The sequence below is a fragment of the Caldithrix sp. genome, from assembly GCF_056497305.1.
Genome location: NZ_JBSMDE010000163.1, coordinates 14,271 through 39,283 on the forward strand (window position 1 = coordinate 14,271; position 25,013 = coordinate 39,283).

Below are 25,013 nucleotides of genomic sequence, written 5' to 3' on the forward strand. Positions count from 1 at the left end.
GTGAAATGACTTCTGCTATTGGAGGAGTAAAGCTAAAAGTATATGAGTGTATGAGTTAAATGGTTCCAAGGCACTAGCCTGTCATTTTTTAAAGAAGTTTTTTGGTTGCGGCTTCGCTGCCTATGATTTTGAGCCTTTCGCAGACTACGAAAAGAAAATGTTAAAGTAATCCGTTTTCCAGTACATATTTGGTCAGTTCGATGTTGGATTTAAGGTTAAGTTTTTGCAGGATGCGGTTTCGGTAAGAATACACGGTGTGTGGACTGATGGAAAGCAATCCGCTAATCTCTTCCGCACTTTTTCCTTCAGCAATCATAAGCATCACCTGGTATTCGCGGTCAGAGAGTTTTTCGTGTGCTTTTTCCTGTACTTTGCCTGTAAAGGTGTCTGCCAGGCGCTCGGCCAGGGCCGGATTAATGTAACGTCCCCCGCTCACCAATTTGCGGATGGCCGAAATGAGTTCTTCCGGCGCACTTATTTTTTTCAGATAACCGTCCGCTCCGGAGCGGATGGCGCGCAATCCATATTGTTCTTCATCGTAAATGCTTAAGATTAAAACCGGCAATTGAGGAAACCGCTTTTTAATCTCTTTCAGAACGTCCAGACCGCTCCGTCCGGGCATATTAATGTCCAGGATCAGAACGCTCCAGGGTTTTTGGGGCAACAATTGCAGTAATTCATCCACAGAACCGGCCTCTCCTTCAACCAGCATATCTTTTTCCTGGGCCACAATTTGTTTTAATCCAGCCCGTACAATGGCATGATCATCTGCAATTAAAATGCGAATCATCTCTTCACTCTCCCATTTTAAGAAGGTAATCAACCACCTGCTATCTTTTTCCCCGTCCTCATTGCTCTCTGAATGGTAATTCAACTTTAACGCGCGTTCCCTGTCCGGGCACACCATCAATTTCCAGTTGCCCGCCAAAAACCATGGCCCGTTCTCGCATGCCCAAAAGTCCCAGGGATTTAGGCGATTCAATTTGTTGGCGATTAATTCCTATGCCATTGTCCACAACCTCCAGAATAACCTTTTGCTCTGTGTTTTTTAAAAAGATGGAAACGCGCTCGGCCTGGGCATGGCGCGCAATGTTGGTTAAGGCTTCCTGAAAAATGCGAAACAGTGCCGTGGCTTTGTCTTTTTCTAATTCTATTTCCTGACCCGGCACGTAAATTTTACAGGGAATGTGTGTGTGTTTGCTAAATTCCTGGGCCTGCCATTCCAAAGCCGCGACTAAGCCGACTTCGTCCAAAATGCCCGGACGCAATTTAGCTGTGATTTGCTGCGTGCTTTGCACAGCCTGGTTAATCAAATCTGAAATCGTGGCCACTTTACTCTGTACCAGTGGATTATCGTTGCTAAATTGACGACACAGTAGAGAAATCTCGATCTTTAAAACAGTGAGCAATTGTCCCAGTTCGTCGTGAATTTCACGGGCGATCATGGAGCGTTCTTCTTCGCGAATGTCCTGTAGTCTGGAGGCTAAGTTGCGCAATTGCAAACTAAAGTTTTTTAAAGTCTGTTGCGCTCGTTTACGTTCCGAAACATCCCGAACAATGGAAAGCACAGTGGGCTGATCATGATACGAAAACAGGTGAGCGTTGATTTCCACCGGAATGCGGCGTTTGTCTTTACGCAGATATTCAATCTCGTAGATGACATGCCCTTCTTCCAACAGGCGTTGCGTAATAACGCGCTGCAATTTTCTGTATTCAGGGGGAATTAAGGTCAGGGGATTTAAATGTTCAAATTCTTCTCTGGAATAAAGGTATGTGTCGATGGCTTTTTGATTAACTTCAATAAATTTGCCGAAGCGTTGATCTGTTGTCAGACGATTGACAAAAACCGGGTCATTGGCTTTGTTAAACAGTAATTGAAAATGTTTTTCCTGCTGGGCAAGCTCTGTAATTTTGGTCATTAATTCCGTCTGGTCCTCAATGACTACCAACGCCTGGTAACGGTTCCCGTTCACCGGAAATGAATACCAGTGGATTTGCCACCACACGGTTTTCCCGAACCACAGCCGGGTTTTGATTGGCTGCGCCGGTTGCAAAATCTCTGTTTTGAAGGGTGCATCCCTGGGTAACAGATGTTTAAAGGGAGTGGATTCGTCAAAGAGGGTGTTTATGTTCCGACCCGAAAGTTCTTCTTGTGTTAAGTGCGCCTTCTGGCAAAAAGCCGGATTGGCTTTAAGAATCTGCTGGTCAGGGGTAAGGAGCGCCAAAGCGAGATCGGTGTTTTCCCAGAAATAGGTCTGCCAGAAATGTTGCTCTGCCAGCTGCTGTTCCAGTTTTTGGATTGTTTGCGCAGCCTGGAGCCACTGACCCTGGGCCTGCAAAAAGCGTTGCTCGGCTTCGACCTGTTGTTGCTTAAGCAAACGCAGCGATTCCTGAATGTGACGGATCAGCTCGTTAAAGGTTTTAGGCGCAGGCCTGGATTCAGGTAAATACTTAAATAAAAGGCGGGCCATGTTGCTCAAACCCGAGCGGTACTGCTGCCATTTAAATACAAGCCAGATAATCAGCGCAAGCAACAGGGCGTTGATAGCCCAGGGCAGTAAGGCGTTTTGTACAAACAGGTCCCCTGAAATTGCCAGATTGATGTGTCTTATGTATGAGAATGGGCCATTCAGGGTGACGCCGGGAGCGTAGGTAATAATTCCTGAAAGATCCACCAATCCAGGGGGATTAAGTCCATGCAGTTGTTGGAGAACACCGTTAGCAGAAATGGAAAGGAAAAAAAATACACTCACTGTAAAAATGAAGTTTTTGATTCTGGAATCAACCATGTACTATCATTGTTTTGGTTTACCTCAAATCGGAAGTTCAAGACGTTTCATTAGCTAAATGCAACTTTTTAAAACCATCGTGTCCCAAATATTTGAATTTATCGGCAATGTCTTCTTCATCGATAATTTCTTCATCGGTAATGTACTGGATGTCTAACAACCCACCGGCTTTGTAGCCTGTGCGTTGATAGTTAATTTCGTCTAGAGCCAGACTCCAGCCTTCAAACCAGTTGTCCAGTTCTCTTCGTTGTTCAGGCGTACCGGCAAAATGGACCAGCAGATCGATGTCGCTACCAGCCTGGGCCGTGCCTGTCTTTGAGCTGCCCAAAAGGTAAAGACCTTTTACGCCAAAACGTTTGGCGTCCAGCTGTTCGGCAATCCGGGTCGCCATTTGTTGACGCCATTGCCAGTGATCTGAAATAGACTGGCCAAAAAATTTACTCTCTTCCTGGGGCGTTAAATCCATTATGAATTCCTTGGAAGCAATGAGGCCCATGGCTTTTTCCTGGTCGCCATTCATCAAAATGTGGAAAAACAGACCGTTGCATTCAGAAGGCACATCGATCACATGCAATACTTTGTCCAGATGGGTGAACGCCGGTAAAAGTTCGTACAGGGCGTTGGGCGTTTTGGTGAAAAAATCTTCTTTAAAAACGACTTGTTCATCATCCGGATACAGAGGAAGATACTTAATGTTTGCTTCCACCAGATCCTGAAAGAAGTGTGTACCAAACGACAGATCGGGAACGTAATTGCCTTTACGTTTGGCGATTTCGATTAAAGCAGCCGTGTTATTAATATCCGAATAGGTGACGTTAACGCCCAGTTTAATGTCACCACGGCTGCCCCAGCGTCCTGGCCCCATCAGAATGAATTGCCGCTTTGGTAAAACCTTGTTTAGTTCGCTTACGGCCCGGCCAACCGTTTTTAATTCGTTGATGTCCGATATCTGCGAGTAGGCTTCGGGATTTACATAAACGATGAATTTAATGTTTGAAACAATACCATTGGTAATGTATTTGTTGGCTGTAAAGATGAGTTGCTTTTCGGGCACATCTTTAGGGAATTTAGCAGGTGCAGCAAATCGGGAATAACTTTGCGGGCGGCACTGCAGCAGATAAAAATGCTCTCCGTCATGAGCAAATTCAATATCAACCGGAGTAGCCAGCCTGTTTTGCAGGGTTTTGAGGACCTCTTTCATTTGCAGAATAAAATTGGTGTTTTCGATCAAACCGTGAAAGGTAATCACCAGTTCACTGTCTTCTAAACTGGTGTTGAAACCGATGTTGCGCAACATGCCCTGATCGTACACAGAAGCAATCTTTTCCAGTATGGGATACTCATATCCGTATTCTTTTAAAAGCGTGTCAATTTCTACGGTTTCGAACTGGCGAGTTTTTAGGTTGATTACATCGGCCTTGCGCGGAGTGTAGCGTACGATTTCGTCAACATTCACATTGGCCCTTAATCCGGGTTGAGCGGGAGCGATTAAAACCGGGTAGTCATCGCTCAAACGATCCACAGCTCTGGTTCCCAGGCCAACGACCAGACGCAACAAACCGTCTTCGCGTTTAATGCGCGGAGACCAGCGGAACTCATTATTGCTGAAGGCCACACCGGCAAAGGCGGGTAAAAAATAATCGCCGATCCGTTTGCCGACCACCTCCTGTATCATAATGCCCATCTCTTCGTGAAAATCGAGTAAGCCACGTTCGGCGCGATATTCAATGGGATCAGGCCCGATGGTGGAAGCATAGACTTCGGCAATGGCGTCCAATAACGCTTCCAGACGCTCGGCTTTACTGCCCTGATTGGCAATGAAAAGACTCTTGTATTTGCCGGAAAAAGCCGAACCCAGACGATCTTCTAACAGGCTTGAGCTGCGAACAATTAAAGGACGCTCGCCAAAATCATCCAATGCCATGGCCACCCCTTTAATGATTTCCGGCGGAAAGTGGGAGTTTTTAAAGAGCTGAATGACATGAGGATACTCTTTGCGCACCTCGCTGACCGGCTTGTACTTATGCTCCAGAAGCTCATCCAGATTATTGTAATGCATAAAGTAGATCATGGCATCAGAAGTAATATGCCATGTTTTTGGCGTTTTGATATTCTCAAACAGTTGTTTGCGGTCTTCCACAGATTTTAAAATTCTGTAAGCCAGAAACAAACCCGCGCTCTTACCACCTAATTTACCGTGGCTGCCAATGGGGAAGATCATGCGTTTTAGCAGTTCGTAAAAATCGCGTACATGTACATAGTTTTTGGCAATGTTGATGAATTCCAGCTGGTCGGTAAAAAAACGCCGAATCAGAGCGGCCCGCACACCGATTAGAGTAGAGGGAGTTAAGGCCATCCCTTCCGGATTGATCTGATAGTAGCGGCGTAATGCTTCGCTGATGTCGGTTAAGGAGCTATTGTTGTCCGAAGTGGCGCGAACCAGGAAACTGGTTTTATCTTCCTGAATCCATTGTTGAATCTTGCTCAATATTTCAGAATGTGGCAGATATCTGGAAGCCAGAACAAATATTTCTTTAGCGCGGCGATTAATATCGGCAGAACTTTCTTTCTTTAAAGGTTCGTTTACTTCACCGATAAGTTTAGATTCCTTATCAGAAGTAGCATAGGGATTGAATTGCTGAAGCATCTGATTGGCCTCGGAAACCCCTTTCCAGACCAGCAAATTTAACATTTTGCGAGCAATCCGCAGGTAGAGATCGGGATCGGTGCGCTTCAATAATTCCAGGATCACTTCCCACTCTTCAGAGCGGTGCCCCGAAATTCCCTTTTTGGTTGTCTTCCATTTGTCAAAAATTTTCTTGAGTTTGATGTACATGATGTGAAATGACAATCGTTGAGCCAGAACATCTACCAGATGTTTTTCATCCAGCAAAAAGGGCCCCACATCACAGGCCGGTTTTTTTTCGATGTAACAAACGCGGATCCAGCCCACCGGACGTTCCTGAAAAATCAAATCCGCATTAATGGCGTAAGGCGAATCTTTGTAGGAATCGGTCATGAATTCTTTGTTGTGATACTGGATTTTTACTTTACAGATCGCCGGGAACTGGAAAGCGGTAGGCAATAGATTGACAATGCGATTGAAAATGTCATCCAGTGTCAAGTCATCCTGATGAAGAATTTCTTCGATTTCGTAGAGAACATTCAGCTCCTTTACCCGTTCTTCCAGAGTATCAATCAATTTATCAATGGATTGGATATTTTTTTTAAGCGTCATGTTTCACCCAAAAATTAAATGTCTGTAAAGGTTGATTCGTTCAATTCTTAATATCAAAGATAAGAAATCCGGCGGCCAATTGCCACCGGATTTGATGGGAGGGAGGAGCTTGTAGTTGGCCAATTAAACCCATCCGCGATCTTTACAGGCCTGAGCCACGCGTTCAATGGCAATGATGTAAGCGGCGTCGCGCATGTACAATTTTCGCTTGTCCGCCAGGTTTGTTACAGACCAGAAAGCGGAAGTCATTTTATCGTCCAGACGCTTCAGCACTTCCTCCTTGGTCCAGTAAAAATTTATGTTGCTCTGCACCTGTTCAAAATAACTGCAGGTTACGCCGCCGGCATTGGCCAGAAAATCCGGAATGACAAAAATACCCCGTTTCTCAAGAACCGCATCCGCTTCCGGAGTTGTGGGCCCGTTCGCGCCTTCGGCAACCATCTGTACGCGTTCACTGATGCGCTCCACATTTTCCTGGGTGATCTGATTTTCCAGAGCGCAGGGCAGCAACACATCCACTTCCTGTTCGATCCATTTTTCGCCCGGCAATACTTCATAGCCCAATTTTTGCGCTTTGTCTTTGTCAATGCCCCCAAAACGATCGGTGATGCTACGTAATTCCTGCAGATCGATTCCGTCCATTCTGCGAAAAGCGTAGGAGGTTTGATCGTTCTGATCCCATGAAGAAACACAGACCACTTTACCACCTAATTGCGTAAATTTTTCAATGGCAAACTGAGCCACATTGCCAAATCCCTGCACGCTGGCCACGCTGTTTTCTATTTGCATGTTCAGATGTTTCATAGCTTCCCGTACGGTAAAGATCAGGCCGTAGCCTGTCGCTTCGGTGCGCCCTAAGGAACCGCCCATGCCTACGGGCTTTCCGGTAATAAAACCAGGGAAGTGACCGCCTGTGAGCGTTTCAAATTCGTCCAGCATCCAGAGCATGTGTTGGGCATTGGTCATAACGTCCGGAGCCGGTACATCGGCTACCGGCCCTACGTTTTTGTAAACCTGGCGTACCCAACCCCGACTGATTTGTTCCTGCTCTCTGGCGCTGAGATTGTGTGGATCGCAGATAACCCCGCCTTTGCCTCCGCCCAGCGGCAAATCGGCCACGGCGGTCTTCCAGGTCATCCACATGGCCAGGGCGCGCACGGTGTCAATGGTTTCCTGGGGATGAAAGCGAATACCGCCTTTAGCCGGACCACGGGCATCGTTGTGCTGCACACGAAAACCACGGAATATTTTGACGCTACCGTCATCCATACGTACTGGAATGCTAAAATGGTACTCTCTTATTGGATTGCGTAACAGGTCGCGTGTTGCCTGATCAAGACCGATCAAATCGGCTACTTTATCAAATTGTTTTTGAGCCATTTCAAAAGCGTTGAATGATTTTTCCGCCATAGTCTTTCCTCTCCATTAATGAGTTAAATATCTGAATATTGCCTGTAAAAGAGCTATAATTTAAACATTTATTTTGCAAAATGAAATTTCTTTATTTATTCAGCAAGGTCGAATGTAATTGGCAATAAGTGATCTTTAATTTATTGATTTTACAATAATTAATTTTTTGGGGATGCGGGCAAAAGGAGCTTTTAATGAGTATAGTTTCAAAAAAAAGAAAAATATCACGATTTAGGCCAGGTTGAACCGGCGCCGGATTTTTAGAAAATAGGTGTTTTGTTGACAAGGGATTCCCTGTTTTTCCGAAATGGGGCGAGGCGGAAGTTCAGGCCGCGTGTGTAATGGATTCCCCGAATGACAGGCGGCAGGGGCTTTTAGAATACTTCCTTCAAAACTTATAATCCCGCTTAGCGGGATGCTAAAATTTTTATGCTGTATGAGAAAGTAAAAAGGTTGAGTTGTTGAGTTGTTTAATTGTCGAATGGTCTGGCGGGCCCGTCCTCAAAAATCGGGATTTGGAATGACGCTCGGCACGAAGCCTCACTGATGTCATTTCGACCGATGCGCGGAGCGAAAGCGACGTGCAGAGCGGAGAAATCATATGGCGGAATATCTTCCCCGAACGTGTCATTCCGGCCGAGCACAAGCGAGAGCCGGAATCTCTTTAATCAAATATGGGATTCTTCCTCCCGATGAATTGAGATTAAGAATGACACTCATCACCATTTAACTATTCAACCATTCAACTAATTAACTATTACACACATGCACTTTTCCACGCTTGTGTCTGCCAGTAGAAGTCTCGAGCTGAAGCTCGAGTTACGTCTGAAGCGGAATTCTGAATGACATGGCGGCACAGGCCTTCACCGTCTGGGCAAAACTTGCGCTTTCACGAATTCAAATTATTGTAATTTTTCAGCAATGTGAATGATTTCCGAAAACGATTCGGCCTTCAGACAGGCTCCGCCTACCAGGGCTCCGTCAATATCTTTCTGGCTTAACAGTGATTGGGCATTTTCTGGCTTAACACTTCCGCCATACTGGATGATCACTTTTTCTGCCACCTCAGCGCCGTACAATTCGGCCAACAGCTTCCTGATTTCGCTGTGCACCTCCTGCGCCTGCTGCGGAGTAGCCGTTTTCCCCGTACCAATAGCCCACACCGGTTCATAGGCAATAATGATTTTACTCATCTGCTCGGCGTTTACTTCTTTAAGAGCGCCGCGAATCTGTTTATGGACTACCTTTAAAGTAATATTCGACTCCCGTTCAGAAAGCGTTTCTCCGACGCAAACAATAGGTTTTAGTCCATTTTCCAGCGCAGCATGGACTTTCTTGTTCACCGTTTCATCGGTTTCGCCAAAATATTGTCTTCTTTCAGAGTGGCCGATGATTACGTAATCGGAGCCGGTGCTTTTGATCATCCCTGCGCTGATCTCTCCGGTAAAAGCGCCCTCTTTTTCCCAGTACATATTTTGCGCCCCAAGATGAATCTTGGAATCACCGACGATTTCAAAGACCGGAGCCAGGGCTGTAAATGGCGGACAGATGATAATTCTCGTTTTGGTAATATCCATGGTTTTAATGCGAATCTGGTTGGCCAATTGCATGGCCTCGCTATTGGTTTTGTGCATTTTCCAGTTTCCGGCAATCACAATCTGGCGTTTCATTGCTAAATCTCCTGAATTTGGTTAAAAAATACCTGTCAGAATTCGATTGTTCCAAAGGCCATAAATTTTACAATCCCTCCCAGAAAGGCTGCCCGTTTTTTACCAGGAGGGAAAGAACACATCATTCCAGGCTGGTTCTAAAATTCGGGCGCTCCTGCTACACATCGCTGAGTGCAGCGATGCCAGGCAACTCCTTACCTTCTAAAAACTCCAGCGAAGCGCCGCCCCCGGTTGAAATGTGCGTGAATTGATCTTCCATGCCAAACTTGGCCACAGCCGCAGCGGAATCGCCGCCGCCCACCACACTAATAGCGCCTTTTTGGGTAGCCCGGGCAATGGCTTCCGCCACCTTGCGTGTGCCGATTTCAAAATTGGGCATCTCAAACACACCAACGGGGCCATTCCAGACAATGGTTTTAGCTGACAAAATTTTCTCCGAAAACAAGCGAATGGTTTCAGGCCCGATGTCCATGCCCATATAATCAGCGGGGATTTCGGTTACCTTCACCACTTTTCGCTTTGCCTCATTATCAAATTGATCGGCAGCCACCACATCCACCGGCAGCAAAAAGTCGATCTGCTTCTCTTTGGCTTCATTCAATATCTCTTTGGCCATTTCAATGCGCTCTGCTTCCAGTAAAGACTTCCCTATTTCCAGACCCTGGGCTTTAAAAAAGGTGTAGGCCATTCCTCCGCCGATGATTAAGACATCCACTTTATTAAACAGATTTTTAATCACATCAATTTTGCCAGAAATTTTAGCGCCGCCCAACACAGCCACAAAAGGTCTGGTGGGATTTTCAATGGCCTGGCCCAGATATTTTAACTCTTTTTCAATCAAATAGCCGGCCACACATTGATCAAAATAGCGGGTTACGCCCACAGTAGAAGCGTGGGCCCGGTGAGCAGTTCCAAAAGCATCATTGATGAACAGATCACAGCCTTCGGCCAGTTGGCGGGCAAATTCAGGATCGTTGTCCGTTTCTTCTTTATGAAAGCGTAAATTTTCCAGCAACAACACTTCGCCCGGTTTAAGGGCAGCCTTCATTTTTTGCACCTCAGGGCCAACGCAATCCGGAGCCATTTTAACGTCCACTTTCAATAATTCGCTTAACCTCTTGGCCACAGGCAACAACCGCAATTCTTCTTTTACCTGCCCCTTGGGTCGCCCTAAATGGCTACACAATACCGCAGCGCCGCCCTCCTGCAACACCTTTTTAATCGTTGGCAACGAGGCTACAATGCGCCGATCATCCGTAATTTCACGATGTTCATTCAAAGGAACGTTAAAATCACATCGAATCAGAACCTTTTTACCTTTCAAGTCGAGCTGATCTATGGTTAACTTGGCCATCTCCATTCTCCTGATTTACTGATCCCACAAAACAAAAAGAGAGGCAACCTGCGCTGCCCCTCCTTTTTAAATTTACATGCTCGCCATTTTTTTAAGCAGATCAACACAGCGGTTTGAATATCCCCACTCGTTGTCGTACCAGCTTAACACCTTAACCTTATTGCCCTCCATAACCGCAGTGGATTGTGCATCAAAAATGCTGGAGTGTGGATTGCCAATAATATCTACGGAGACAATCGGGTCTTCACAATATTCCAGAATGCCTTTCATTTTACCATTGGCTGCCTCTTTCATGGCCGCATTAACCTCATCGACAGTAACCTCTTTTTCCAGTTCAGCAACCAGATCGACCAGAGAGCCATCCGGAGTTGGCACCCGTACAGCCATTCCATCCAGACGACCATTCAGTTCAGGAATCACTTTACCAACCGCTCTTGCTGCGCCGGTTGTGGTAGGAATCATGCTAACCCCGGCAGCACGCGCCCGACGCAAATCTTTGTGCGGCAAGTCTAAAATCCTCTGGTCATTGGTGTAGGAATGAATGGTTGTCATTAAGCCCCATTTCACCCCAAACGCATCCTGCAATACCTTTACCACAGGTGCAAGACAGTTGGTCGTACAGGAAGCGTTAGAAACGATGAGGTCATTCGCCTTCAAGGCATCGTCGTTCACCCCTAAAACAATGGTATTATCAATTTCATCTTTGGCCGGCACCGTTAACAACACCTTTTTAGCCCCGGCTTCAAGGTGTTTGGCCACCTTTTCACGCGTTCTGAACACACCGGTTGATTCAACCACATACTCCACTCCCAATTCTTTCCAGGGTAATTCCGCCGGATCTTTAACTGCTAAAACCTTTACCTTGCGATGCCCGGCAATCAGGTAATCGCCTTCAGCTTTGACTTCAGCCGGAAACTTGCCATGAACCGAATCATATTTCAAAAGATGGGCCAGGGTTTTGGAATCGGTTAAATCATTGATGGCCACAAATTCTATGTCCTTATCCTCAAAGGCTGCTTTAAAAACCAGACGCCCGATGCGTCCAAAACCGTTAATAGCTACTTTAATACTCATTTCTGTTCTCCTTTGTATTTAGTTATTTTTCAGGATTTCTTAAAAGCTGCAAACTAAAAAATGCACTGAATAAAGTCAAGTAAAACGTTATAAAATTCACTATTTCTGTATCTATTTTTATTTGCCCTTTATTCAAGTTTCGGTTAAATTTTTATATGTTATTAATTATTAAGGTATTATGAAAAGAAAATCTTTACTCATCAAAAACGGACTCATTGTTACCGTTAATCCGCGCATGGAAATTGTATCGGGAGATTTACTGATTGAAGATGGGAAAATCACGGCCATTGCTCCCCAACTCGATTTACCTGACGGAGAAATTTTCTACGCCGATGGTCTGATCATTGTTCCTGGCTTTGTGCAAACGCACATTCACCTGGGGCAAACCCTTTTCCGCAATTCTGCCGAAGACCTCTCTTTGCTGGATTGGCTTGAACAAAAAATCTGGCCTGGCGAGGCGGCCCTCAATCCGCAACGCTTACGTTTAAGCGCATTGTTAAGCATCGCCGAATTGATCAAAGGAGGCACCACCACCATTCAGGACATCGGGATCGTAAAACATGCGTATATTCTGTTCGAAACCATCGCCCAAACGGGCATTCGAGCCATCAGCGGAAAAATGTTGATGGATTTAGGCGATGGCCCTTCAGAACTTATTGAGCCAACTGAAAAAGCGCTGCGCGAAACAATCCTTCTGTTTGAAAAATGGCATGGTTTTGATGACGGGCGCATTCAATATGCCTTTTCTCCGCGCTTTGTGCTATCATGCAGTGACCAGCTACTGAAAGAAGTTGCAACCCTGGCTTCAGAATTGGGAGTCGCCGTTCACACCCACGCTTCTGAAAACCGGAGTGAAGTCAAACTGGTCGAAGAACGTTTTAATATGAGCAATATCCAGGTTTTTGAACACTTTGGCCTGACCGAAGCAAAGCTTCGTCTGGCGCACTGCGTATGGACCGATGAAACCGACCGACAGCTCATGCAAAAATATGACATCAAGGTGTTGCATTGTCCTTCGGCAAATTTGAAATTAGGCTCAGGCATTGCGCCCATTCCGGATTATCTGGAACGGGGAATCAATGTTTCTCTGGGAGCCGATGGCGCGCCCTGCAATAACAATCTGGACATTTTCACCGAGATGCGCCTGGCTGCGTTAATTCAGAAAGGATTGCATGGGCCCCGCAGCATGCCGGCGCCAACCGTCTTCAAATTAGCTACCATCGACGGCGCCCGAGCTCTGGGCCTCGAAAAAGAAATAGGAAGTATTGAAGTCGGCAAAAAGGCTGATCTGGTATTCATAAAAAGAGATCAAGTTCATTCCATTCCTGACGAAAATATCTACGCCAAATTGATTTTTTCGGCCGGGGCATCCGATGTCAGACATGTAATGATCAATGGACAATGGGTACTGAAAGATCGGCAATTGCTTACCATTGACGAGGACAAACTTTTAAAGAGCATGAAATGATAGCGGCCTTTGCACAACACACAAGTGTGGTTTTTACTGCCGCATTCCTTTCTCATTTTGCCCCGAAGCCGGTACAACGGACAGCTGATCTTTAAATAAAATTATGATTTTTCTTAGAATTGAGCTAAATTAAATTATTACAGTCAAGAATGTGTAAGGGTAATCAATAGCCCAGGAGTAAGTCATGAAGCGTATGATACTGCTTTCATTTTCGTTTTTTGCTCTTTTCATCTTGTTTCAATCCTGCAGCAGCAAAAAAGATACCGTTTTACAGGAAACACGTTCACCGGAACAAATCCTGCAGGATGGCGATCTGCTGTTTGCACAGGGACAATACCAGAAAGCGCTGGACACCTATCAAAGATTACTTATTTTTTATCCGACCTCCGAATTGGATATCGACACCAAATTACGAATGGCCGAATGCTACAATAAATTAGAGAAATATGAAAAACAGATGGATATTCTTCTACAAATTCTGAAAGAAAATTTGGTGCCCGAAAAAGTTCCAGCCATCTATGTGCAAATTGGTCAATATTATGAAGAAGCGGCGCGCTTTAATCCGCAGAATGCCGACTCCGTGGATTACAAAACAGCGCTGGAATATTATCGGAAAGCCGTGAACTACCAGGATAGTAATGATGAATGGAGCAAAGCCGAGGCCAAATATCGTATGGGTCTGGTCTACGCAAAATTGGGTTTAATCGATCAGGCACGCGAAGCATATGAAAAGGTGCTGACCGAAAATCCGGAAACGCCTTTTGCCGTTCTGGCGCAAATGAAACTGCAGAATCCACAAAACCTTTCCGAACTGTCCACCTTCCCGGATTCTGTGGAAGCGTACAAAGCTCAGCTCGGGGCCTTGTTGCAATCTGAGGCAGAACAACCCCAACCGGAAGAGAATACTCAGGTGCCATCCTTGCAGGAATTCATGCAACAGGCGCCAGCCGCCCCTGATACCACTCGGGTTGCTCCCACGCCCACAACCACGGACACGACCGATACTACCGGACAACTTTAAATCGACTTTACTGGAATGAAAATAGGCATTGGCTCTCAGAATAGGACAAAAATCGAGGCGGTAAAATCGGCTTGCGCCAGATTGCAGAAGAACTTTCCCTCTTTTTCTTCCGAAAGTCTGGAGTTTGTTCCGCTCAGCACGCAAACGCCCATTCCGGACATGCCCCTTTCTGTAGAACAAATAATTGACGGCGCTGTGCATCGCGCCCGGTATGTCTTTGAGCACATCCCTCAACTTGATTTTGCAATAGGTCTCGAAGGCGGTACGTTTCCCGTAACCACGCCGGCCCTGGCACCGGACATCTTGTATTTTCTTCAAAATTGGGTGTATGTTTACGATGGGGAAAGAGGATTTTTAGGAAGCTCCCCGGCCCTGTCCCTGCCTGACGAAATTGTCCGGCAACTGTACGCAGAGCACCGCGAGCTGGCTGAAATCATTGACCAATTTAGCGGCAAACACGACGTGCGTTCCAATCAGGGCGCCTTTGGTATTTTAACGCATGATCTCCTGACGCGCACCGCCTCATTCGAAATGGCTGTCATCAATGCCTTTACCCCTTTTTTCAATCCCGATTACGGATTGACGTCCTGAGCCCCTGTCTCACTTAAAAAATCTTCTGATCTTTTCCATCCAGCCGCGACGCAGCAGGGCAATGGCCAGAATAATGAACAGAGTGCCGGGAATGATAGGAATGATGGCTCCGGACATGCCCAGCAAAACCAGAACAATGGCCCACAAAATTTTCTTTTTGCGAAAGGCCTTAATCTCTGTTAGTAAATCCTTTTTTTGTTCATTTTTCATCTTTAAAGCCGCACATATTTATGTTCAAGACGCTGAAGGTCGATCGCCTCAAACACCTTCTGCAACCACCCACTGCCGAACTTGTTCAAATAATACAACGGGCTTAGTACCCTCTCCTGCGGTTTTCCCTGCGGAAAGAAATACTCGTGAATGGTTTGCAACTGTTCGATGGTCTTCTCATGTTTTTGACGCCAGGCCTTTTCCAGTCGGCCACTCATTTTTTGCAGCGTGTTTTCCATGTTTTTAAAGGATTTATTTACCACGGCACTCAGGGTGGGGTCCACATCTCTGGCCATTTCTTCAAAACGATTCCTACTCTCTTTTAGATGGGCACTGAGTTGCCGGACTTCGCCCTCCAGCACCTCCAGGTGTGAACTTCTCAATAAGCTTTTGCTCCACGCATTAAAATCCGCTGTAACCTGTGCGGGTTGCAATTGGAATTTTTGCAGCAGACGCTCTATTCGGGGTTCGATTAATGTGGCAGAAAACCTGGGCTGAACATGGGGCATGGTTAATTGAAACGCGTTAAAGGCTTTTTTGAGTTGTGCCCAGTAGGCTAATTCACCCGGCCCGGCCACATAGGAGATGACCGGCAACATAAAGCTCTGCCATAGGGGACGCGTCAACACGCCACACGAAAGGCGTTCCGGATTTTGCTCCAGACGTTCAATCAACTGCCTTGCCGTGTACTCCTGATTTTCTCCATAAATCTGGAACATACCCCCTGCCTTACGCAGCACAGGTTGTCGTATCTTTCCCTGCACCAGGTAAAACAGATAGCTACGATTGCTCTGCAAAGGCACCTGAGGTTTGGCCATGCGCTTTGTTTGCTCCTCAAGCGCGGACAGCAACAGCTCATTTTGTTCGATGATCTTCTGAAAAAAAGGCAGGCTCTGGCGCTTGACAGCCGCATCGCCCGGATTGAAAAACAGCAACCCTCTGGGCCCTAATATCTGCTGCAAATGATTTTTAAAACTCAGCAGCCAATTCTGGCCTGGCTGGTAAATTGTGCGTAAGGTTTCCATTAAGGGCAGACTAAACTCGGTAGGCTGGAGCATCTGTTCCACTTGCTCCAGAATATCCGGGAACGATTCCGGCAGGCTCCTTTGCCCCACCGGTAAGCGCAACGGCCCATCGCCTTCAACTTTAATTGTTTGCAATCTGTTCAGGCGATCGAACACAAAGGCCTGATTTACTTCTTCAAAATCGTGATCTTCGCTTTCCAACCAGAAAACGGGAACTGTGGTAAAAGAGCTACCCGTTGCATTCAGGGCCTGACTTAAGGCGATTGCGCTTAAGGCTTTGTAAATAATGAAGAGCGGTGAAACAAACAGCCCCAATTGTTGCCCGGTTACAACCAGCAACACCTCTTTGCTGTTCAGTTTTTCCAGATTTTCTTTTTGGGCCGCGAAAGGCGCCGCTTTATTCTGAGCCAGTAAAGCATCTAAAAGAAAAGGTTGTTTTTGGGCCAAAACTTCGTCGGCAAGACAGTTCCAGTCTGGTTTTAAAGGCTGGTTAAAAAACTCCCTGATGCTTTGTTCATCGTTTAAATAATCTTGAACTATTTTTTTCATCTTTCACCTTTTCCGGGCCAGTACAATGAATCTTGGGCTGGATGCCTGCTGAAACGTTCGCCCCCGATAATCCCCCATCTGCTTCAGCACTTCAAACCCGGCCTTATTCAGCAAAGAAAGCAGTTCGGAGGGCTCATAGAGGCGCACCGATTCATAAAATTTTTTAAGGGAATTATTTTCCGAAATCACAATGGTCTTTTCTACGCGGTTGCCGGTAATTTCCCGCTGTTCCGTAATCGTTTTTTCACCCACTTTGCGCTCGCTCCTGGGTTGGAGATGGTTTTTAACGAAAGGCGCATTCAGATAATCGAAAAACAGGTGCCCGCCCGTTTTTATGATTTTATTAAATTGAAGTAGCACCTCAAAATTTTCTTCATCTGAAAAAAAATAGCCGAAAGAAGTAAAGAGACTGAGCACAATATCAAAAGTTTGCTTAAAGGGCAATGCCCGAAGATCGCCACAAACAATTTTGAAATGACAGTTTTGCCTGGCCTGCTGCAACAAAAACACAGAGAGGTCCACACCGAACACCTGTTCCGAATATTTAGTCAGAGCGCAGGCATGGCGTCCATTGCCACACGCAGCATCAAGAATTCTGCTTTTTCTGAAAATGGGAATGTGTTTAATAATCAAATGCACCAGGTCCCGTGCGTCCTGTTCATCCCGATGGGCGTAAACTTCGGTGTATTCCTGGCCAAACCACTGTTTGAACCAGTTCTTTTTAGATCCATCCTTGATCAACGTACCAGGCCAATGTTTGTTTAACTCCGGTTTCAATATCCGTGCTGGTTTCAAAGCCCAGCTCCTTTTTAATTTTTTGAGGCGAGCAAATCCAGAAATCCGGTAAAAGCTCCGCCACCTTCTGGCGGTTAATAATCGAAGGCTTTTTGATTATTTTGCTCCAACTTTCGGCAACGGCAGCGATCACTTTTACCGCCATCAGAGGAATGGGAACATGGATGGCCCGGGAATGGAAAAAATCAAGCGTATGACGGGCCAGTTCATCCCAGGTGTAGGGTCGCTTATCGGCCACAAAATAGATTTGATTCTCGGCCTTCGGATGATCGGCCGCCCGTACAATGGCATCGACCAGATCTTTTACATAAACAAAACTCAGATACTTGTCTTTGTTTTGCCATTTAGGAATGATGCCCCTTTTGACCGATTGAAAAAACTGTAAAACATCGGTATCTCGAGGCCCATAAACAGCCGAGGGCCGAATAATGGTAAAAGGGAGTTTTTCCTTTTTCTGAATCACATACTGTTCGGCCATCCATTTACTCTTTCCATATTCGCTTACCGGATGGGGTTCATCCATTTCCGTAATGGGTTCAAGCGATGGAGAAGGGCCGGCAGCAGCCTGTGAGCTGATCAGCACAAAACGTTTGATGGGAAGGCTATGCTCTACAATAACATCGACCAGCTTTTTGGTGCCTTCAAAATTGACTTTGTAGTAATCTTCATTCTTTAAAGCCTTGGTCACGGCTGCTCCATGGATGACTAAATCAATATCTTTTAGCCCGTTTACCAGATTGTCGGGATTTTCAAGGCTACCGTAAAAGCCCTCCAGATTCAGATGGGCAATCCAGCGTAGATTACTGCTGGTTCGCAAAAAAGCCCTTACCAAATGTCCTTGTTGCAGTAAGGCTTCGGCCAGATGGCTGCCCACAAAACCCGTGGCCCCTGTTAAAAAGATTTTCACTTTTTTCCCTTTTTGCTTTGATTTGTTTATTCAGCTATATTAAAGAAGATATGAAAAATTCGCAATCTTTATTGGATTTTTTTTTGCATTTATTGGAATAAATTTGCGAATTTATTAAAATTCGATTGAGTGTTTAATATTGGCTGGAGGTTTTTTTGGATATCTTCGAAAAATGTCGACAATTCACACGTGCAAAAGAAGCGATTGAGGCAGGCATCTACCCCTATTTCAGGCCCCTGTCCGGAAATGACGGCCCCCGTGTTTACATGGATGGCCGTGAAATTATTATGATTGGTTCCAACAATTACCTGGGGCTTACGCACGATCCCAGAGTAATTGAAGCAGCTATTCAGGCCACCCGGCAATATGGAACCAGTTGTTCAGGTTCCCGTTTTTTAAATGGCACACTCGATTTGCACCATGAGCTGGAAAACAAAATAGCGCGCTTTATGAATCGCGAAGCTGCTTTGATTTTTAGCACGGGTTACATGGCCAATCTGGGGGGCATTGCCACTCTGGCCGGAAAAGACGAGTATTTAATATTAGATAAGTCGGATCATGCTTCCATTTACGCTGGCACTCAGGCCGCCCATGGAGCCATTATCAAACGCTTTCGTCACAACGATACCGAAGCCCTGGAACGAATTCTCTCTCAACTTGAATATGAGGTACCCAAACTGATCGTCAGTGATGGGGTGTTCAGCATGGAAGGCGACATTGTCCGCCTGGCGGAAATGATCCCCCTGGCCCGCAAGTACAACGCCCAAATTTACATTGATGAAGCGCACGGAGTGGGCGTGCTTGGCAAGCACGGGCGCGGGGCCTGCGAATACCTGGGGCTGGAAAAAGAGGTCGATATTGTCATGAGCACGTTCAGCAAATCGTTGGCCAGCATTGGCGGTTTTGTGGCCGGCCCTCAATTTGTCATTGATTACATGAAACATCATGCCCGGCCGCTCATTTTTTCGGCTGCGCCAACACCTGCAGCCACAGCAGCCGTAATTAAAACCCTGGAAATCATCGAATCGGAACCGGAGCACATGCAGCGTCTTCACCAGATCAGCGACAAAATGCGTTACGAATTCCGGCGCCTGGGATTTGACATCGGCGATAGCAAAGACACGCCCATCATTCCACTTTACATCCGCGATGATGATCTGACCTTCATATTCTGGAAACGCCTCTTTGAGGAGGGCGTTTACAGCAATGCCGTCATTAGTCCGGCTGTGGCTCCAGATCAGGCATTGATCCGTACCAGCTACATGTCCACGCACACAGACGAGGATATGGAAAAAGTGCTGGAAATTGCTGCCAGAGTTGGTAAGGAATTGGGTATCATTTAATCATAAAGGACCTTAGCCATGGCTACCGAAGTTTTTGCCGTTCGCACCAAAAAGGAGTTTAAAAAATTTCTCAATCTGGAATGGGAAATAAACCGCAACACTCCCAATTGGGTCAGTCCCCTGCGTATGGAACGGGCTAAACTGCTGGACACAAAGAAGAATCCCTTTTATCAACACGCCGAAATTGAGATGTTCCTGGCTGTCAAAGATGGAGAAGTGGTCGGACGCATTGCAGCCCTGACCAATGAAAATCACAATGCTTTCCACGGCGATAAATGGGGCTTTTGGGGGTTTTTTGAAAGCATTAACGATCCGGAAGTTGCAACTGCGCTTTTCAAAGCTGCGGCAGAATGGCTGAAAAGTAAAAATAAAGATACGATGATCGGCCCCATGAACCCTTCAACCAATGATGAATGTGGCTTATTGATTGAAGGATTCGACACCCCGCCATTCGTAATGATGACACACAATCCGCCATACTACCCTGCGTTGGTTGAAGGTTTTGGCAATACCAAGATTAAAGATCTCTATGCCTGGTATTTGCCCACAGAAACCGCGCTGACTCATATTACCGACAAACTGGAGCGCATTGCCAATAAGATCAAAGAACGCCACAGCATCACCTTTCGAAATGCTGAATTAAAACACCTGAAACGGGAAGTAAAACTGATTAAAGAAATTTACAATGACGCCTGGAGTAAGAACTGGGGCTTTGTACCATTTACGGACCAGGAAATTGACTATCTCGCCGACCAGCTTAAACAGATTGTAGACGAAGATCTGCTCATCCTGGCCATGAAAGGCGACATGCCTGTGGCTTTCAGTTTAACCATTCCCAATATCAATGAAATTCTGGCGCAAATCCCCAATGGCCGGCTATTTCCCACCGGCATTTTTAAACTGCTGTTCGGCTTTAAAAAAATTAAAACAGCTCGGGTAATTACCCTCGGCGTGCGAAAAGATTTTCAACATTTAGGACTGGGTTCCATTTTTTACATTGAAACCATTAAACGCGCCGCCCAAAAAGGTATTGTTGCCGGAGAACTGTCCTGGATCCTGGAAGATAACCACGCCATGAACAGCGCAATTCAGGCCTTAGGTTCCGAACTGTACAAACGCTATCGGATCTATCAGTACCCCCTGTAAATTTTTGAGCAGACTGGCGTAAACGGACGTTTTGAAGCCTATTTCAAAACTGCGGGCCCTGCGTTTTTCATTGGGCCTCCTGGCAATTTACCAACCATTGGTAAATTTTAGCTAACAGCAGCAATTTTATTGACTTATTACAAATAGATTGATATATTCTTTTTAATAAATTATTGCATGGGGAGGCAAATATGAACATCAGAAAATGCTCTTTTCTTTTATTAATTTTTTCCTTTTTGCTTTTTAGCTGCGCCGGTTCGCGTAAAAAACAAGAGGCTCCGACAACAGATACTTCTCAACAACAAGAATTAACCGACATAGAAAAATTATTGGGAATTGAGACCCCTACTGCGGAGACAAAAAAAGAAAGTAAGCCCAAACCAAAAGAAAAACTCGATTTACTTGATGAAAACGAAGTAGCCAATCCGGATCAGTCCATGGCAGCCGCTGCCGCCTTAACGCCGGCGGAAAAGAAAAAATACGAACAGCGTATTCAAAATTTGCAACGTCAGCTCAAAGATAAAGACCGTTTAATCCAGCAGCTAAAAGATCAACTGGCACAGCAAAGTCAAAAAATTGAACAATTAAGCTCCCAAAAAGGTGCGAACGAGCTCTACATTCCTTCTGCATCTAACCTCTCTGCACCTGCTGCTTTAGGAGATTATGAACAGACCTACCAGCAGGCGCGACAGGCCTTTGAATCCAGAGATTATCAGACAGCCCTCTCCTTGTTCCAATCGCTTTTAAGCAAAAACGCCAACCATCCTCTGGCTGATAACGCGCAGTACTGGATTGGTGAATGCCACTACGCATTGAGGCAATACGACGCCGCCATTCTTGATTTCCAGAAAGTATTCACTTTTCCCAATTCCAATAAAGCGCCAGATGCCCAGTTTAAACTGGTGCTGTGCTATTTAAAAAAGGGCGACATGGAAAAAGCACGGGAAGAGTTTGAGCGCTTACGCACCGATTATCCGGACAGCCCTTATGTGGATCGGGCCACAAAAATTTTGTCTAAATATTAAACCTTTTTGGGACTTCAAACAATTTTTCAGAATAGAGCGGGCAGCAAGCCCGCTTTTTTTTGTAACCGCGATTGCTCCTCCATTTTTTATCTCCTGTACAACTTCTGCAAAATTAAACTGTGGCTGTCATTCTGAAGAGTCCCGAGGATCGGAACGACGAAGAATCCACTGTTTTTATTTAATTTACAAGATTCTTCGCTTCGCTCAGAATGACAATCAATGCAATTTTGCAGAAGTCTATAGCTCCTGTAATTATTCTGCCATAGAACGCACAGAGGAATCAAAAAAACACAGAAAGAAATTAATAAGTTCGGCTCAATTAGGCCAATAGCAGTTCGCTTTACCAAAAAGAAAGGTTCAATGCTAAGCCGGTCAGGTCAGAGCAAGGCAGAAGAATCTCTTCAGCGTATGGCTGGTCTCCTTTTGGCGAGCGCGGGGGAAAACAGGGCGCTAAGCGATCGGCCCGGATCGCTTAGCGCCCTATGGTGGGGGTTCTATTTTGCTTAATGATTCAACATGGCTTCAATGCGCTCGATGGGATACGATTTTTCGTAAAGGTCCAGAATCATTTGTAAACGTCTGACTCCATATCGCGTAAACTTGTAATTATTTTTCTGCACCGGAAATACCAGTCCCATTCTAATAAAACGTTTAACAACCTCCTGGCTAACGCCTAATTGTTGCGCAACATCGTTAAGTTCATATAGCTCGCTCTGCATTCCTGAAACCTCCTTGCTATTTCCTTATTAACAAGGTCGGAAGTTTAGTCCAATTCTTTAATGCGTTACATCTAAGCATAAGTGGCTAATTTTTAAAGAATAAAGTACCTGTTTCAAAAACTCCGTTTTTAAGCCCTGATTTTTTGCGATACGTCACAGGGCTGCGTCTCAATCCATCTGCTTACGCAAAAAGGCCGGAATTTCCAGGTTTTCTGGATCGTTCTCCATTTCTTCCTCTCCAAAGAAGAAAAAATTGGGCTGCGAAACATTTAACAGTTCACTCTTCTTTTTCAACGCCTTTCTCTTAAACGTTGGTTTATCGTATTCCTTGAAATCGGTGGACTCCCGGGTTTCGTCAATAGCCGGTTCGGGTTCTTGCGTTTCAGGTTCTTCAGGTTCTTTCGCTTCTTCCTGCTTGGGTTGATGTAAAATTTCGGCTTGCTCCAATTCCTTGTTGAAACCCGTTGCAATCACGGTTACGCGCAACTCTTCCGTTAAATTTTCGTCAATCACCATGCCAAAGATGACATTGGCCTGATTGCCCACGGCTTCCTGAATGACCGTTGAAGCCTCGCCGACCTCATGCATGGACATGGTTGGGCCGCCGGTAATATTGATCAGCACGCCGCGCGCACCGGAGATATCCACGCCATCCAACAGCGGACTGGAAATGGCTTGCTCGGCTGCCGTAATCGCCCGATTTTCTCCAATGCCCACGCCGGTTCCCATCAGGGCATCGCCCATGCCCTGCATGATGGTTTTGATGTCCGCAAAATCGAGGTTGATGTAACCGTGAACATTAATCAAATCGGAAATACTGCGCGTAGCCTCCAGCAGAATGGAATCCACCGCTTTGAAAGCAGCCACAACCGAAGTGTTTCGTTCAATGATTGAAAACAGACGGTCGTTCTGAATTACAATAATGGTATCCACGCGTTCCCGCAGCGCTTCAAGGCCTTTTTCTGCATTGCGTCTGCGGAAAGGGCCTTCAAACGTGAAAGGCATGGTAACAATGGCTACGGTCAAGGCGCCCAGGTCTCGGGCAATTTCGGCGACGATGGGCGCGGCTCCGGTACCAGTGCCACCTCCCAGGCCACAGGTAACAAAGACCATATTGGCCCCATTGATAATTTCGATGACGCGTTCCTTATCTTCCATAATGGCCCTTAAACCGATTTCCGGATTGGAGCCTGCGCCCAATCCTTTAGTCAGGTCTTTCCCGATTTGCACACGCATCGAAGCCTGACTTTTTTCCAGATCCTGAGCATCGGTGTTGATTACCACAAACTCGACGCCCTGTAAACCGGCTTCAATCATACCATTGATGGCATTCCCACCGGCTCCGCCCACGCCAATAACTTTAATCTTGGCGCCCTGGGTTTCAGATGCATCAAATTGAATCATTTTTATCTCCCCTCGTTGAAAATTTTCATTAACCAAATATATCTTCTACCATCTTTTTTAGACGTAACAACAATTCTTCCCAGGGGTGCATTCTGTCCCGCGTTCCATATTTAATGGCGTAATAGAGCAACCCTACACCGGTAGCGTAAATGGGGCTGCGCACTGTTTCCACCAATCCACCGTAAACTCGCGGAATTCCTACTTCGACCGGCATGCCCATGACACGCTGCGCCAGTTCTTTGGCCCCTTCGATCAATGAAGCGCCGCCGGTTAAAACAACGCCGGCGCCCAAAGAATCAAATACTTCCGACTTTTCCATGTACTTTAGCGCAATCTGAAAGATTTCTTCCATGCGCGGTTCTACAATGGCCGCCACCACACTGCGCGAAATTTCTCTTGGTGGACGCCCGGCCACACCCGGCACACTGATTAGTTCATCCTTTTGTAACAAAGATTGCATGGCCAGCCCATAGCGCTTTTTAATCGCTTCGGCCTGATCTTTGGAGGTACGCAGCCCCTGGGCCAGATCATTGGTTACCTGCTCGCCTCCAATACCCAACACTTTGGTGAAGCGAATGGCCCCGTCAAAAAAGATGGCAATGTCGGTCGTGCCTCCCCCAATATCGATGATGGCCACCCCCAGATCGCGTTCGTCTTCATGCAACACCGAAAGGCTGGAGGCATACGGCTCCAGAACAATGTTGTGTCCTACTTCGTAGCCCGCCTCTTCGATGCAATTAATGATATTTTTAATGGCCGTAACCGCTCCGGTAATAATGTGCACTTCGGCTTCCAGCAGAGTGCCGGCAAAACCTACCGGATTTTTAATGCCGTCCTGATTGTCAACTGTAAATTCCTGTGGTAAAACGTGCAAAATTCGACGATCTTTGGGCAAAGAAATATTCTGGGCCGCATCCAGTACGCGTCCCACATCCTTACGCGTAATGATTTTGTCTTTACCGCCTACGGCAATCACGCCCTTGCTGTTCAAAGAACGGATATGATCTCCTGCAATACCGGCAAAAACTCTGCTGATCCTCTGTCCGCTGGTTAATTCGGCCTGCCGGATGGCCTGCTGAATGGAATCAACCGTCTTTTCAATATTGACCACCACGCCGCGGCGCAAACCATGCGAGGGATGGGTTCCAACACCCAGTATATTTAATCTCTGCTCTTCATCGAGCTTTCCTACAATGGCCGCAATTTTTGTCGTACCAATATCTAATCCGCAAATGATTTCATTATTTTCCATGATGTATCTCCCCAAGAATTCAA

20 protein-coding genes are annotated in these 25,013 nt (G+C 46.0%); 6 read left to right on the plus strand and 14 right to left on the minus strand.

What is annotated here, in order from left to right:
• Nucleotides 1-160: 160 nt before the first annotated feature.
• The 7 genes from ACWB0I_RS13615 to gap all read right to left on the minus strand — a co-directional run bounded on the left by ACWB0I_RS13615 (nucleotide 161) and on the right by gap (nucleotide 11,535).
• Nucleotides 161-790, minus strand: a complete 630-nt coding sequence (locus ACWB0I_RS13615; protein WP_479388621.1) for a response regulator — start codon at nucleotides 788-790, stop codon at nucleotides 161-163.
• A gap of 58 nt (nucleotides 791-848) precedes the next feature.
• Nucleotides 849-2,789 (minus strand): PAS domain-containing sensor histidine kinase, encoded by a 1,941-nt coding sequence (locus ACWB0I_RS13620; RefSeq protein WP_479388622.1) that lies wholly within the window; start codon nucleotides 2,787-2,789, stop codon nucleotides 849-851.
• A 37-nt stretch (nucleotides 2,790-2,826) separates the two neighbouring features.
• Nucleotides 2,827-6,027, minus strand: a complete 3,201-nt coding sequence (locus tag ACWB0I_RS13625; protein ID WP_479388623.1) for a PEP/pyruvate-binding domain-containing protein — start codon at nucleotides 6,025-6,027, stop codon at nucleotides 2,827-2,829.
• Nucleotides 6,028-6,150: 123 nt separating this feature from the next.
• Complete coding sequence (locus ACWB0I_RS13630) at nucleotides 6,151-7,437, minus strand: Glu/Leu/Phe/Val family dehydrogenase (protein WP_479388624.1); 1,287 nt, start codon at nucleotides 7,435-7,437, stop codon at nucleotides 6,151-6,153.
• A 902-nt stretch (nucleotides 7,438-8,339) separates the two neighbouring features.
• The gene (tpiA, locus tag ACWB0I_RS13635) at nucleotides 8,340-9,107 is read right to left on the minus strand and encodes a triose-phosphate isomerase (protein ID WP_479388625.1); all 768 of its coding nucleotides are present in this window, start codon (nucleotides 9,105-9,107) and stop codon (nucleotides 8,340-8,342) included.
• Between the two features lie 157 nt (nucleotides 9,108-9,264).
• Complete coding sequence (locus ACWB0I_RS13640) at nucleotides 9,265-10,461, minus strand: phosphoglycerate kinase (protein ID WP_479388626.1); 1,197 nt, start codon at nucleotides 10,459-10,461, stop codon at nucleotides 9,265-9,267.
• A gap of 72 nt (nucleotides 10,462-10,533) precedes the next feature.
• Nucleotides 10,534-11,535 carry a type I glyceraldehyde-3-phosphate dehydrogenase gene (gap, locus tag ACWB0I_RS13645; protein ID WP_479388627.1) on the minus strand — a complete coding sequence of 334 codons (1,002 nt, stop codon included), beginning with the start codon at nucleotides 11,533-11,535 and terminating at the stop codon, nucleotides 10,534-10,536.
• A gap of 178 nt (nucleotides 11,536-11,713) precedes the next feature.
• Here gap and ACWB0I_RS13650 point away from each other — a divergent pair, with 178 nt between their 5' ends.
• The 3 genes from ACWB0I_RS13650 (at nucleotide 11,714) to ACWB0I_RS13660 (ending at nucleotide 14,615) form a co-directional block, all read left to right on the plus strand.
• Entirely contained in the window at nucleotides 11,714-13,003 is a 1,290-nt protein-coding gene (locus ACWB0I_RS13650) for a 5'-deoxyadenosine deaminase (protein ID WP_479388628.1), read from the plus strand.
• 184 nt (nucleotides 13,004-13,187) lie between these two features.
• The gene (locus ACWB0I_RS13655) at nucleotides 13,188-14,024 is read left to right on the plus strand and encodes a tetratricopeptide repeat protein (RefSeq protein ID WP_479388629.1); all 837 of its coding nucleotides are present in this window, start codon (nucleotides 13,188-13,190) and stop codon (nucleotides 14,022-14,024) included.
• A 15-nt stretch (nucleotides 14,025-14,039) separates the two neighbouring features.
• Nucleotides 14,040-14,615, plus strand: a complete 576-nt coding sequence (locus tag ACWB0I_RS13660) for a DUF84 family protein (RefSeq protein ID WP_479388630.1) — start codon at nucleotides 14,040-14,042, stop codon at nucleotides 14,613-14,615.
• 9 nt (nucleotides 14,616-14,624) lie between these two features.
• Here the strand turns inward: ACWB0I_RS13660 and ACWB0I_RS13665 are convergent, their stop codons facing one another.
• Genes ACWB0I_RS13665 through ACWB0I_RS13680 form a run of 4 tightly spaced genes read right to left on the minus strand, consistent with a single transcriptional unit; the run spans nucleotide 14,625 to nucleotide 18,101 of the window.
• Nucleotides 14,625-14,825 carry a hypothetical protein gene (locus ACWB0I_RS13665; protein WP_479388631.1) on the minus strand — a complete coding sequence of 67 codons (201 nt, stop codon included), beginning with the start codon at nucleotides 14,823-14,825 and terminating at the stop codon, nucleotides 14,625-14,627.
• Between the two features lie 2 nt (nucleotides 14,826-14,827).
• On the minus strand, nucleotides 14,828-16,399 hold the full coding sequence (bshC, locus tag ACWB0I_RS13670) for a bacillithiol biosynthesis cysteine-adding enzyme BshC (RefSeq protein ID WP_479388632.1): 1,572 nt from the start codon (nucleotides 16,397-16,399) through the stop codon (nucleotides 14,828-14,830).
• A gap of 3 nt (nucleotides 16,400-16,402) precedes the next feature.
• The gene (locus ACWB0I_RS13675; RefSeq protein WP_479388633.1) at nucleotides 16,403-17,194 is read right to left on the minus strand and encodes a class I SAM-dependent methyltransferase; all 792 of its coding nucleotides are present in this window, start codon (nucleotides 17,192-17,194) and stop codon (nucleotides 16,403-16,405) included.
• Nucleotides 17,121-18,101, minus strand: coding sequence for an NAD-dependent epimerase/dehydratase family protein (locus tag ACWB0I_RS13680; protein WP_479388634.1), 981 nt, complete (start codon nucleotides 18,099-18,101; stop codon nucleotides 17,121-17,123). Before ACWB0I_RS13680 ends, ACWB0I_RS13675 begins: the two co-directional genes overlap by 74 nt.
• A 155-nt stretch (nucleotides 18,102-18,256) precedes the next feature.
• Between ACWB0I_RS13680 and ACWB0I_RS13685 the strand changes: the two genes are divergently transcribed.
• The 3 genes from ACWB0I_RS13685 to ybgF all read left to right on the plus strand — a co-directional run bounded on the left by ACWB0I_RS13685 (nucleotide 18,257) and on the right by ybgF (nucleotide 21,615).
• Nucleotides 18,257-19,444 (plus strand): aminotransferase class I/II-fold pyridoxal phosphate-dependent enzyme, encoded by a 1,188-nt coding sequence (locus ACWB0I_RS13685; RefSeq protein WP_479388635.1) that lies wholly within the window; start codon nucleotides 18,257-18,259, stop codon nucleotides 19,442-19,444.
• 18 nt (nucleotides 19,445-19,462) lie between these two features.
• Complete coding sequence (locus ACWB0I_RS13690; protein ID WP_479388636.1) at nucleotides 19,463-20,590, plus strand: N-acetyltransferase; 1,128 nt, start codon at nucleotides 19,463-19,465, stop codon at nucleotides 20,588-20,590.
• Nucleotides 20,591-20,781: 191 nt separating this feature from the next.
• Complete coding sequence (gene ybgF, locus ACWB0I_RS13695) at nucleotides 20,782-21,615, plus strand: tol-pal system protein YbgF (protein WP_479388637.1); 834 nt, start codon at nucleotides 20,782-20,784, stop codon at nucleotides 21,613-21,615.
• Between the two features lie 503 nt (nucleotides 21,616-22,118).
• On the opposite strand, the gene ACWB0I_RS13700 is transcribed toward ybgF, so the two are convergent.
• The 3 genes from ACWB0I_RS13700 to ftsA form a co-directional block, all read right to left on the minus strand.
• Complete coding sequence (locus ACWB0I_RS13700; protein WP_479388638.1) at nucleotides 22,119-22,334, minus strand: MerR family transcriptional regulator; 216 nt, start codon at nucleotides 22,332-22,334, stop codon at nucleotides 22,119-22,121.
• Between the two features lie 168 nt (nucleotides 22,335-22,502).
• A complete protein-coding gene (ftsZ, locus tag ACWB0I_RS13705; protein ID WP_479388639.1) occupies nucleotides 22,503-23,738 on the minus strand; it encodes a cell division protein FtsZ in 1,236 nt (411 codons plus the stop codon).
• A gap of 28 nt (nucleotides 23,739-23,766) precedes the next feature.
• Entirely contained in the window at nucleotides 23,767-24,990 is a 1,224-nt protein-coding gene (ftsA, locus tag ACWB0I_RS13710) for a cell division protein FtsA (RefSeq protein ID WP_479388640.1), read from the minus strand.
• Nucleotides 24,991-25,013 lie beyond the last annotated feature (23 nt).

Coding starts and splice junctions, on each gene's coding strand:
- ACWB0I_RS13690 (WP_479388636.1), top strand. CDS start 19,463: ATGGCTACCGAAGTTTTTGCCGTTCGCACCAAAAAGGAGTTTAAAAAA.
- tpiA (WP_479388625.1), bottom strand. CDS start 9,107: ATGAAACGCCAGATTGTGATTGCCGGAAACTGGAAAATGCACAAAACC.
- gap (WP_479388627.1), bottom strand. CDS start 11,535: ATGAGTATTAAAGTAGCTATTAACGGTTTTGGACGCATCGGGCGTCTG.
- ACWB0I_RS13650 (WP_479388628.1), top strand. CDS start 11,714: ATGAAAAGAAAATCTTTACTCATCAAAAACGGACTCATTGTTACCGTT.
- bshC (WP_479388632.1), bottom strand. CDS start 16,399: ATGAAAAAAATAGTTCAAGATTATTTAAACGATGAACAAAGCATCAGG.
- ftsZ (WP_479388639.1), bottom strand. CDS start 23,738: ATGATTCAATTTGATGCATCTGAAACCCAGGGCGCCAAGATTAAAGTT.
- ACWB0I_RS13615 (WP_479388621.1), bottom strand. CDS start 790: ATGATTCGCATTTTAATTGCAGATGATCATGCCATTGTACGGGCTGGA.
- ACWB0I_RS13665 (WP_479388631.1), bottom strand. CDS start 14,825: ATGAAAAATGAACAAAAAAAGGATTTACTAACAGAGATTAAGGCCTTT.
- ACWB0I_RS13655 (WP_479388629.1), top strand. CDS start 13,188: ATGAAGCGTATGATACTGCTTTCATTTTCGTTTTTTGCTCTTTTCATC.
- ACWB0I_RS13630 (WP_479388624.1), bottom strand. CDS start 7,437: ATGGCGGAAAAATCATTCAACGCTTTTGAAATGGCTCAAAAACAATTT.
- ACWB0I_RS13640 (WP_479388626.1), bottom strand. CDS start 10,461: ATGGCCAAGTTAACCATAGATCAGCTCGACTTGAAAGGTAAAAAGGTT.
- ybgF (WP_479388637.1), top strand. CDS start 20,782: ATGAACATCAGAAAATGCTCTTTTCTTTTATTAATTTTTTCCTTTTTG.
- ACWB0I_RS13620 (WP_479388622.1), bottom strand. CDS start 2,789: ATGGTTGATTCCAGAATCAAAAACTTCATTTTTACAGTGAGTGTATTT.
- ACWB0I_RS13700 (WP_479388638.1), bottom strand. CDS start 22,334: ATGCAGAGCGAGCTATATGAACTTAACGATGTTGCGCAACAATTAGGC.
- ACWB0I_RS13625 (WP_479388623.1), bottom strand. CDS start 6,027: ATGACGCTTAAAAAAAATATCCAATCCATTGATAAATTGATTGATACT.
- ftsA (WP_479388640.1), bottom strand. CDS start 24,990: ATGGAAAATAATGAAATCATTTGCGGATTAGATATTGGTACGACAAAA.
- ACWB0I_RS13660 (WP_479388630.1), top strand. CDS start 14,040: ATGAAAATAGGCATTGGCTCTCAGAATAGGACAAAAATCGAGGCGGTA.